Consider the following 11,372-nt stretch of genomic DNA (forward strand, 5'->3'; position numbering starts at 1 on the left):
TCATGCTGCTGGAGCGCGAACCCGAACTGACGGTCCTGCGCAAGGCCGTATTCGAGGTGGAGTCCGGTGAGGGCGCACTGTTGCTGATCGACGGTGAGGCCGGAGCCGGCACGACGGCGCTACTGCGCGAGCTGGTGCGGCTCGGCGAGGACGCCGGCGCGCACGTGCTGCGCTCCGGCGGTGCGCAGAGCGAGCGTCAGTTCCCGCTCGGAGTCGTACGCGAACTGGTGTTGCCCCTGCTCGCAGCGCGGGATCACCTGGTCCCCGAGGCGTCCCGGGCGATGCTCGGCGTGCTGTCCGGTGCGGTCGGCAGGAGCCCGGGCGACGAGCTCGGCATCGATACGCTCGCCTCCGTGCTGCACGGCCTGCACACGGCACTCACCGGTCTCAGCGCCGCCCGCACGGTGGTTGTCGCGGTCGACGACCTGCACTGGGTGGACGAGGCATCGCTGCGCGCGCTGGCCTTCCTGGCCGCGCGACTGGGCGGCATGCGGGTGCTCATCGGCGTGGTGCTGCAGGACGGCGGGAGCTCGCGTGACCCGCTCGTCCGGGAGATCGCGGACGCGGCGACCTACCGACTGCGCGCGGAAGCGCTTTCCGAGCAGGCGACGGCTCGGCTGATGGTGGACCGGTTCGGCGCTGGATCCGACAGCGAGTTCGCCGCCGCTTGCCACGACCTCACCAGCGGCAGCCCGAAGGAGCTCCGTGTGCTGCTCGACCGCGCTCAGGCGCAGCGGCTGCGCGGCAGCGCGGTGGAAGTGGAACGCGTACGCGAACTCGGTGAGTCGTTCCGGCGGGAGAGGCTGCTGCGCCTGCTGCGGCGCGACCGTGTCGTCCACGCCTTCGCGAAGGCGCTGGTGGTGCTGGCGGACCAGGCCACCGAAGACCTGGTCGTACGGCTGAGCGGGCTGAGCCGGGACGAGTGTGCCGCCGCACGGTCGGTGCTGTGGAAGGCCCGGCTGCTCAGCGGATCCGGCCGGCTCGCGGTGCACGACCCCGTGCTGACCCGCGTTATCACGGAATCGCTGGGAGCGGAGGAGAGCTCGCGCCTGCACCAGGCCGCGGCGGCTTTGCTGGACGAGTACGGAGCCGGGCCGGAGGAGATCGCCGTGCAGCTGCTGCACGTTGACACGGTGCGCGACGCTTGGGAGGTCGACCAGCTCAGAGCCGCGGCGGTGGCCGCACGCAGGCGGGGCGCCCCGGACGCGGCCGCCCGCTACCTGCGCCGGGCGCTGCTGGATCTGCCCATGGCCGGCCGCGAGCGGGCCGATCTGCTGGTCGAGCTGGCCGCCGTCGAATGGGACACCGATCCGGCCTCGGCGGTCCGCCACATCGAACAGGCCGCGCGCCTGATGCCGGATCACCGCAGGCGCGCCGAGGTGGTGTCCCGGACCCCGCTGCACATGGCGGGCTGCGACCGGCGGCTCGCCGACCTCGTCCGTGAGGTCTCTGCCCGGTTCGATGATCCCGGCACGCTGCGCGGTTACGACAGGGAGGTCGCCCTTCGACTGGAGGCGCGCTCGCGCTATGCGGCGATCCAGGATCCCGAAGCGCTGGCGTCGGCCGGCGACCGGCTGGCGGAACTCCGTGGTGACGCCGCACTGGGCAGTGGCGCGGAACGTGAACTGTGCGTGGTACTGATGCGGGCCGCGACGCTGAACGGGCAGGTCGGCACCCGGAACATCGTGCGAATGGCCCAGCAGGTCCTCGACCACGAACCGACTCACTCCGCGCCGATGAGCGCGGCCCTTCAGATCCTGCCGTGGATGCTGCTCGTCGCCGATGCCGGGGATATCGCCTCGTCCTGGCTCGATGCCGCGCTGGCCCACGCCCAGCGGCAGACCAAGCCGGCGCTCGCCGCCCTGATCGAGGCGCAGCGCGGCCTCGTCCTGCTCGGCCGCGGGGACATCGTCGTGGCTCGGGAATGTGCGCTGCGCGGGCTGGAGCTGGCGGACCGGGACAAGCCGGAAACGATGCTGGTGCCGGCCATCGCGGTCGGCACGCTCGCGCTTGAGCTGCAAGACGACACGCTGGCCGAACGGGTACTGGAGATCGCCGGATCGGACACGGACCTGCGGATGTTCATGATGCGGCGGTGTCTGAGGGGCAGGCTGGCGGCGGCCCGTGAGGACCTGCCCGCGGCGCTGGCGCAGTTCCTCGACTGCGGCCGCGTGCTCGACCGGGCCGGATGGGTCGGGTCGGCGGTGTCGATGTGGCAGGTCTCGGCCGCGCTGCTGCACCACCGGCTGGGGCGGCCCGAAGAGGCGATCGAGCTGGCCGAGGAGAACCACCGGCGCGCGCTGGCGTGGGGCGCGCCGACCGCGCTCGGCCGCGCGCTGCACACATGGGGTGCCGTGACCGATGGCCCGAAGGGGATCGAGCTGCTGCGGCAGGCGGTGGACGTGCTGCACGACGCGGAGAGCCCGCTCGAACTCTCTCGGACCCTGGTCACCCTCGGGAAGCGCTTGCAGAGTGCCGCGCCGGCGGAGGGCGATCAGTTGCTCGTCCGGGGTCGCCGGCTGGTCGAGCAGTCGCAGACATTCAGCGTGGGGGAGCATGGCGGCGGGTTGGTCAGAGGCGTCACGTCCACCTCGGCTCCGGTCGTCAGGTCCGTACTGACCCGTGGTGAGGCCACGGTGGCCGAATTCGCCGCGCGTGGTCGCAGCAACCAGGAGATCGCTGCCGAACTGGAGATCAGCAGACGCGCGGTGGAGAAGCATCTCACCAACTCCTACCGCAAGCTGGGTATCGCGGGACGCTCCGCGCTCGTCGAGGCACTCGGAGTTCATGGCCATGGCGAATGAGTGCTGTGTGGCGGAAGAATTGCTCCGGCACGTGGCTTTGAATCCGGACCTGCTCGCTTGAGGGTAGCCCTCGTTTTGTCCGTTTACAGGTGTTATTTTCGGTGCGAGGTGGCTTCTCGTGTAATCCTCCGGTTGTTTCTGGGTGTTGCGTGTAGGTGAATAACGGATGCTGGTGACGCGATGACCCCGTGGATCCCCGATCGCATGTTGGAACGCGCCTGGTCAGGTGGGCGGTCGCGTTGGGTTCGCCTCGTTGTTGAAGTGTGAAACTTCGCCCACTCTGAGTGACGCAGGTCACATCTTTGCAGGTCAGGGATGGTGTCGTCATACCGAACCGTGCCGTACCGAACCGTGTGGTGCGGGGGCCGCAGTCTTAAGCGAATTAACTTCCAGTCAACTCAAAACGCTTGACTTTTTTCTTTTGCGTATGGACGATGACTTATCCGGGAAGCGCTCGACGGGGGTCGAACACGGGGATTAAGTCGCTTCCGGATAATCGACCCATGCGACCTGAGAGAAATGGCCGAAATCTTGTGAGTAACTCTGGCCTCGTGTCCAAAGAGATTATCTCCGCTGAAACACAGGATCGGTGCTCGGAGCAGTATCGCGAAATTTACTTGTCCCTGTTCGAGCAGTCTGGGATGTGTATAGCGAATCTCGACCTAGAATTTCGCGTCCTAGAGGCAAATCGCTTGTTCGCCCAACAGTTCGGGTGCGGTTCTGGGCATGTGCGTGGGCGTAATATTTGCGATTTTCTGCACCCCAGTGTGCAGGGCAAAATGAAGAACGAATTTATTCGCCTGGCCGATGGTCAGAATCCGCGCTTCGCCGATCAGATCGTCGCGATGGGTGCCGAGGAGTCGGTCTTCCTGGGCGAGATGACCGGTATCGCGGTGCGCGGGAGTGCGGGCAGGGTCGGCACGATCATGGTGTTGGTGCAACCGCAGGAATCCGAGACCGGCCCGCAGATGGTCACCGGCCGCCGGAAGCTGTTCAGCCCGGTGCACGCCCGCATCCTCGAGGGCGTGGCCGCGGGCGAGTCGACGGTGCAACTGGCGGCGAAGCTGTTCCTCAGCCGTGGCGGTGTCGAATACCACGTCGCCTCCCTGTTGCGGAAGCTCAAGGTCACCAACCGGCCCGCGCTGATCTCGAAGGGCTACTCCATGGGCGTCTTCGCCGTGGGGCAGTGGCCGCCGCGCGTGCGCCCGGAATACGTCTCCTCCTGATTCTTCCGCCCGCGGTGCCGGACCGGTACACCAGAGAACCAACAGGACGGACTGTGCTGACCGAACAGGACGGGACTGTGTTGCTTGAACGTACGCGGGAACTCGCCGTCATCCAGCGGTTCCTCGATGGCGCCCGGGACGGGCGGGGTGCGCTCGTGACCGTATCGGGCCCGTTCGGGTCCGGACGCTCGGCGCTGCTGGGCGAACTCGCCAGGCGGACGTCACCGTCCGAGGCGCTCGTCCTGCGGGCCGAGGGTGCCCGCTCCGAAAGTGACGTGCCGTTCGGAGTCGCCCGGCGTGTGCTCCACGGCTTGCGTCCGGGCGCCTCCCCGCCGGACGGCGCCACCGAGGAGAGCGAGGCGCTCCGCCTGCGCGACGTACTGCTCGGCCTGGCTGACGCCGTGCCGGTGCTGTTACTCATCGACGACCTGCGCTGGGTCGACGCCAACTCCCTGCGCTGGCTGGCGCTGATCGGTGAGAAACTCGCCGGCGCGCCGGTCGTGATCGTGGCCGTGGCGCCGCATTCGGCCGATTCGGCGGCGCATTCGCCGCCACTGAAGGAATTCCTCGCCGCCGCCACGGAACGCGTGGCCCTCCGGTCACTGTCACCGGACGGAATATCCGCCATGGCCGGAGAATTCCTCGGTGAGCCGGAGAGCGCGCTCATTCGGGCCTGCGCCGAGGTTTCCGGCGGCAGGCCGCTGTTCCTCACCGCCCTGCTGCAGGAGCTCCGCCGAACCCGGTGGCCTCCCCGGCCGGACGATGTACGGGCGCTGCGCCCCGCCGCGATCGGCACACAGGCCGTGCGCGCCCTGGCCGAACTGCCCCAGGCAGAACGCGAGATCGCCACAGCGCTCGCGGTCGTCGGTCCGCGGACCGACAGCGGGCTGCTGTTCACCATGGCGGAACTCACCGCCGAGGACGGCACGGCCGCCCTCGGCGCGCTGAAATCGGTGGGACTGCTCGACTCCGGCCCCGTACCCCGCTTTGCTCACGACGCCATCGGCGAGGCCGTCGCGCACTCCCTCGACACGGCCGCCATGCCCTGGCACGCCAGGGCCGCGCAGGTCCTGCACGCGGCGGGCAGGCCCCCCGAAGAGGTGGCCGGGCATGTGCTGGCCGCGGGTGACCCGCCCGGCGGCTGGCAGATCGAGGTGCTGCGGGAGGCCGCGCGCACGGCATTGGCGAACAAAAACCCCGATCTCGCACGGAAGTACCTGCTGCGGGCGCTGCTCGGCTCCCCCCATCACAGCGGCGGCCGCGCCGAACTGCTCGTGGACCTGGCCGGAGCAGAGCTGGCCTCTGACCCCGTCAGTTCGTTGCGTCGCCTGGTGCAGGCGCTGCCGGGGCTGGCGACACCGGCACGCCGGGCCCGCGAGCTCGTCAGGATCCCCGTACTGGCCTGCGAGCTGCCGCCCTCCGGACTCACCACCCAACTAGCCGATGCGGCCGCCGGGCTGGGTGACCCCGCGCTGCTGGAGGGCTCGGCTCGCGAGACCGCGCTCGCACTCGACGCGCGCCTGCGCGTCACGCACCTCGGACACGTCCGGTGGTTCACGGAGACGGTCCGCGCCTTCCGGCTCGAAGGTACCCCCCGGGACGTACGCAGCGCCCCCGCCCGGGACCGGGCCGCCGTGCTCTCCTACGCCGGTATGCTCGCCGGAAAGGACTCCGGCGCGGTGGCCGCGCTGGCCCGCCACGTGGTGCTCGCCGAGCCGCCGACCGCGGAGGATCTGCGCACGGCTGTGCCGTTGGCGGTACGGGCCATGCTCGCAGCCGACCTGTTCGACCAAGTCGACATCTGGCTCGCCTCGATGGCCATGGCGACCCTCAAGGCCAATGGCGGGGGGAAGCCGGACACTCTGATCGCCGACGCGGAACGGGCATTCGCTTTGGCGCGACGTGGCCGGCACACGGACGCGGCACTCATGGCCGCACGTACGCTGGAACGCGCCGACGCCGAATTCACCCCGGTGACGGGACGCTGCTGCGAGGCACTGGCGCTGGTCATCGCGGGCGGAGACCCGCCCGCTGCGGCGGGCGACGCACTCGCCCGGTATCGCGCACAGGACAACGCACTGCTCGCCCGCTGGCTCGGCCACGTGGTCGACGGGATGCTCGCGTTGCTTGCCGGTGACACCGCCGTCGCGCTGGACCACATACTTGAAGCCGGGCGCGAACACGAACTCATGGGCTGGACGAATCCCGCCGTGTTGCCCTGGCGCTCGTGGGCCGCGCAGCTGCAATACCGGCTCGGCCGCCAGGACCTCGCGCACGACCTCATCGCCCGCGAGTACGAACAGGCGGTGGTGTGGGGCGCCCCCAGCGTGGTCGGCCGTACGTTGCGCGTCTGGGCCGACGTCACCAAAGGCGAGAAGGGCATCGAGCTGGCGCTGCGCGCGGTGGACGGCCTCAATGCCTCCCCCGACCGGATGGCGATGGTCAAGGCACAGCTGCTGCTCGGAGTCCAGTTGTTCGCCCCCAGCCATGCCACCACCGCCGAGCACCTCGCCCGGAACGAGCAGATGCCGCAGTCCCCCGAGACCGACCGCGCGGGCGATCGGCCGGACAGCCGGCGGACGGCTGCGGTCGACGTGGCGCTCACTCCGAGCGAGCGCCGGATCGCCTTGCTGGTGGCGGCCGGGAAGAGCAACCAGAACATCGCCACCGAGCTCCGGATCAGCCTGCGCGCGGTGGAGAAACACCTGACGAAGGTGTACCGCAAGCTCGGTGTCGCGGGCCGCACTCAGCTCATGGAGATAGTTCCTCCCATCGGCCGGGAGAACGAGAACGGCATGGCCGTCTGAGGCAGCGCTGCCGGCCCGCAACCGCATAGCCGGGCCGGCACCGGACTCCGCGGCGGGCACGGCCGCCGACCGTTCCCATCCCCTCCCCGGACACGACGCCGGTGCTGGTCCCGGCAGTTACTAAGGTTTTTCCCGTCACCCCCGCACGAGACTCCTCGCATGTCAGCTGGAGCAAGAGGGTTGGACAAGCCGCCCGCAGCGAGGCGGCCGGGTACCGCGACTCGGCCCAGCCGGGACCGGGCCCGCCGGTGAACCTTCGGGAGCCCCCGTACGGACGACCGCGCCCCGGTCGTCCTACCGCCCGACCTGCCGCCGTGCGGAAGCCCTGAGGCTCCACCGAGCGGTAGGACCCGCACACCGACCACCTCTTGTCCGCTGCCATCGCTGTTTCGGGCTGCGGTCAGCCGCTGTCGAGATGAGTTGAGATGGACAACGAACAGAGGCTCAGGGACTACCTGAAGCGGGCTACCGCCGACCTGCGGCAGACCCGGCAGCGGGTGCACGAGTTGGAGGCGTCGGCCCAGGAGCCGATCGCGATCATCGGCATGTCCTGCCGTTACCCGGGCGGGGTGTCGAATCCGGAGGACCTGTGGCGCTTGGTCGCCGACGGCAAACACGGCATCGGGGCCTTTCCCACCGACCGTGGCTGGGACACCGAAGCGCTCGCCTCCTCGTCCACCACATCCGGCGGCTTCCTCTACGATGCGACCGATTTCGACGCGGACTTCTTCGGCATCTCGCCCCGCGAGGCGGTCGCCATGGACCCGCAGCAGCGCGTGCTGCTGGAGTCGGCCTGGGAGGCCATCGAGCAGGCCGGCGTGGAGCCGACAGCCCTCCGGGGCAGCGAGACCGGTGTGTTCATGGGAGCCATGGCCCAGGACTACCAGGTCGGCGCGGCCGAAGGCGCACACGGCTTCCAGCTCACCGGAAACACGGGCAGCGTGCTGTCCGGCCGGATCGCCTACACCTTCGGCCTGACCGGCCCGGCGCTGACCGTGGACACGGCCTGTTCGTCATCCCTCGTCGCCTTGCACCTGGCCGACCAGGCACTGCGGGCGGGGGAGTGCTCGCTGGCCCTGGCCGGTGGTGTGACCGTCATGTCCAGCCCGTCGACCTTCGTCGAGTTCAGCCGCCAGGGTGGACTGTCCCCCGACGGGCTGTGCCGGTCGTTCGCCGAATCCGCCGACGGCACCGGTTGGGCCGAGGGCGTCGGCGTACTGGTGCTGGAACGACTGTCCGACGCCGAGCGCAACGGGCACCCCGTCCTGGCGGTGGTTCGCGGCAGCGCGGTCAACCAGGATGGCGCTTCCAACGGCCTGACCGCACCCAACGGCCCGTCCCAGCAGCGGGTGATCCAGCAGGCACTGATCAACGCCCGCTTGTCGGCCGACCAGATCGACGCCGTCGAAGCACACGGTACGGCCACGACCCTGGGCGATCCGGTCGAGGCGCAGGCACTGCTGGCGACGTACGGCCGGAACCGCGACGAGAACCGTCCGCTGCTGCTGGGCTCCATCAAGTCGAACCTCAGCCACACCCAGGCGGCCGCAGGTGTCGCCGGTGTGATCAAGATGGTCATGGCGATGCGGCACGGCACCGTACCGCGCACCCTGCACGTGGACACTCCGTCCTCCCACGTGGACTGGACCCAGGGCGCGGTGCGCCTGGCCACCGAGAACGTCGCATGGCCGGGGACGGGAGAACCGCGTCGGGCGGCCGTCTCGTCATTCGGCATCAGCGGCACCAACGCGCACGTGATCATCGAACAGGCACCGGACTCGCAGACGGAAACGGAGGCGGCACGGGCGGTGGCGCCGACCGTCCTTCCGAACGCGGTGCCGGTGGTGCTGTCCGGACGTACGCGCGACGCCCTGCGGGCACAGGCCGCACGGCTGCTGTCCTCCTTGGGCGCCGACGCCGCCACGGATGTCGATGTCGCGAACGAGGCCGACGCCGGACACGGCGTCCTCGACACCGCCTTCTCCCTGGCCACCTCCCGGTCGGCGTTCGCGCACCGAGCGGCATTCGTCGCATCCGACCGCGACGAGATCATCGCCGGGCTGACCGCTCTGGCCACGGACCAGTCGGCGCCCGGGCTCGTCCACGGCGCCGAGTGGGGAGCGGAGCGGGGCGCCGGCAAGTCGGCGTTCCTGTTCAGTGGCCAGGGCGCGCAGCGTATCGGCATGGGACGGGAGCTGTACGCCCGCTTCCCGGTCTTCGCCGAGGCTCTGGACACGGCACTCGCGGAACTGGACACCCACCTCGATCGCCCCGTACGAGAGGCGATGTGGGGCGACGACGCCGAGGCGCTCCATCGGACCGGTGTTGCGCAGCCCGCGCTGTTCGCGGTCGAGGTGGCGCTGTTCCGGCTCGTCGAGTCGTGGGGCGTGACACCGGACTTCGTGGGCGGGCACTCGATCGGCGAGGTAACCGCCGCCCACGTCGCGGGCGTGCTGTCGCTCGAGGACGCGTGCCGATTGGTGGCGGCGCGGGCTCGACTGATGCAGGAGCTGCCCTCCGGCGGGGCGATGGTGGCGGTGCGGGCCACCGAGGACGAGGTCGTGCCACTGTTGGCCGACCGGGTGTCGATCGCGGCGGTGAACGGGCCGTCGTCGGTCGTGCTCGCCGGGGCCGAGGACGCCGTCGCCGAGACGGTCGCACGGCTGGCGGAGCAGGGGCGGAAGTCGAGCCGGCTGCGGGTCTCGCACGCGTTCCATTCGGCGCTGATGGAGCCGATGGTCGAGGACTTCCGCGCTGTGGTGGCCGGTCTGGAGTTCCACGACCCGGCTGTTCCCGTGGTATCGAATCTCACGGGTGCGGTGGCCGCGGTCGGCGAACTGTGTTCGCCGGAGTACTGGGTGCGGCATGTGCGGGAGACCGTACGGTTCGCCGATGGCGTCCAGGCGCTGTGCGCCGAGGGCGTACGGACCTTCGTGGAGCTGGGCCCGGACGGCGTGCTGTCGGCGCTGACCCGGGAATCGGCGCCCGACGAGGCCGTGGTGGTGCCGGTGCTGCGTAAGGACCGCCCGGAGGAGGCGGCTGCCGTCGCGGCGCTGGTGCGGCTCCACGTGACCGGTGTGGCCGTGGACTGGCGGGCGTTCTTCGCGGGCACGGGAGCCCAGCGAGTCGCGTTGCCTACGTACGCGTTTCAGCGGCAGCGGTTCTGGCCCACCGCTCCGGCCGGGATGGGGGACGTACGGGCTGCCGGCCTGGCCTCGGCTGAGCATCCGCTGCTGGGTGCGGCGGTGTCGTTGGCCGACTCGGACGGTGTGGTGTTCGCCGGTCGCCTGTCGGCGGATTCGCATCCGTGGCTGGCCGATCACGTGGTGATGGGCCGGGTTCTGGTGCCGGGAACGGCGTTCGTGGAGCTGGCGATCCGGGCCGGCGATGAGGTCGGGCGTGACCGTGTCGAGGAGCTGACGCTTGCCGCGCCTCTGGTGTTGCCGGAGCGGGGCGCGGTGCAGATCCAGGTGTTCGTCGGTGCCCCCGACGACTCCGGTCGCCGTTCGGTGAAGGTCTTTTCCCGGCCGGATGGCTCCGACGAGCTGCCGTGGGTCCAGCACGCCACGGGAGTCCTTGCTGCGGCGGAGGAGCTGCCCGGCGTTGGGTTCGATGCCGCGGTGTGGCCGCCGGTGGGCGCCGAGCCGGTCGAGCTGGACGGTTTTTATGAGAACCGGGCCGAGTCCGGGTTCGAGTACGGCCCGGTGTTCCAGGGGTTGCGGGCGGTGTGGCGGCTGGGCGCGGAGCTCTTCGTCGAGGTGGCTTTGGACGAGGGCGCCGATGTCAGTGGGTTCGGGGTGCATCCCGCGCTGCTGGACGCAGTGCTGCACGCCGCGGTGTTGACCGATGGAGAAGCGGATGGTGGCGTGCCGTTCGCTTGGGAGGGTGTGTCGTTGTTCGCCTCCGGGGCGACGACGGTGCGGGCGCGGCTGTCGTACGGCGAGCGAGGGGCGGTTTCCATCGCGGTCGCGGATGTGGTGGGTCGTCCTGTGGCGTCCGTCGCGTCGTTGGTCACGCGTCCTCTTGCTGCTGATGAGCTGGCGGACGGTGATGGCCGGACGGTTGGCCGGGATTCGTTGTTCCGGGTGGAGTGGGCTCCGGTGGCTGAGGGGACGGACGCCGGGCCGTCGGTGGTTGCGGTGGTCGGCCCGGACGGCGGTCTGAGCGGCGGGCTGCGGGATGCGGGGATCTCGGTGGTGGGGTGCGCGGATCTGGCCGCGTTGGCTGTGGTTGAGGCCCCGGTGCCGGATGTGGTGTTGGCTGTCGTGGGGGCGGAGGACCGTGGTGAGGGCGTGGTGGATTCCGTCCACGCTTCCGCGGTGCAGGCCCTGGGATTCATTCAGGGGTGGCTGGAGGAAGAGCGGTTCGCGGGGTCTCGTCTGGTCGTGGTGGCACGTGGTGCTGTCGGTGACCTGGCGGTGGCGTCGGTGTGGGGTTTGGTGCGGTCGGCGCAGTCGGAGCATCCGGATCGGATCACGTTGCTGGATCTTGGTGACGGTGCTGTGTCGGGGGCGGTGTTGTCGCGTGCGTTGGCG

4 protein-coding genes are annotated in these 11,372 nt (G+C 70.1%); all 4 read left to right on the plus strand.

Going from position 1 to position 11,372, the window contains the following annotated elements; all coding sequences use genetic code 11:
• Positions 1-2: 2 nt before the first annotated feature.
• Entirely contained in the window at positions 3-2,804 is a 2,802-nt protein-coding gene (locus tag ABZ562_RS17730) for a LuxR family transcriptional regulator (protein WP_361479832.1), read from the plus strand.
• A gap of 551 nt (positions 2,805-3,355) precedes the next feature.
• A complete protein-coding gene (locus ABZ562_RS17735; protein ID WP_361479835.1) occupies positions 3,356-4,030 on the plus strand; it encodes a LuxR C-terminal-related transcriptional regulator in 675 nt (224 codons plus the stop codon).
• 80 nt (positions 4,031-4,110) lie between these two features.
• Entirely contained in the window at positions 4,111-6,837 is a 2,727-nt protein-coding gene (locus ABZ562_RS17740) for a LuxR C-terminal-related transcriptional regulator (RefSeq protein ID WP_361479838.1), read from the plus strand.
• A 425-nt stretch (positions 6,838-7,262) separates the two neighbouring features.
• Positions 7,263-11,372, plus strand: a 4,110-nt coding sequence (locus ABZ562_RS17745; RefSeq protein ID WP_361479840.1) for a beta-ketoacyl synthase N-terminal-like domain-containing protein, incomplete at its 3' end; no start/stop codon positions are given.

Source organism: Streptomyces sp. NPDC019937 (genome assembly GCF_040631655.1).
Classification (GTDB): Bacteria; Actinomycetota; Actinomycetes; order Streptomycetales; family Streptomycetaceae; genus Streptomyces.

Bases quoted from the DNA above. Each gene is read 5' to 3' on its own strand.
- ABZ562_RS17730 (WP_361479832.1), top strand. From the start codon at position 3: ATGCTGCTGGAGCGCGAACCCGAACTGACGGTCCTGCGCAAGGCCGTA.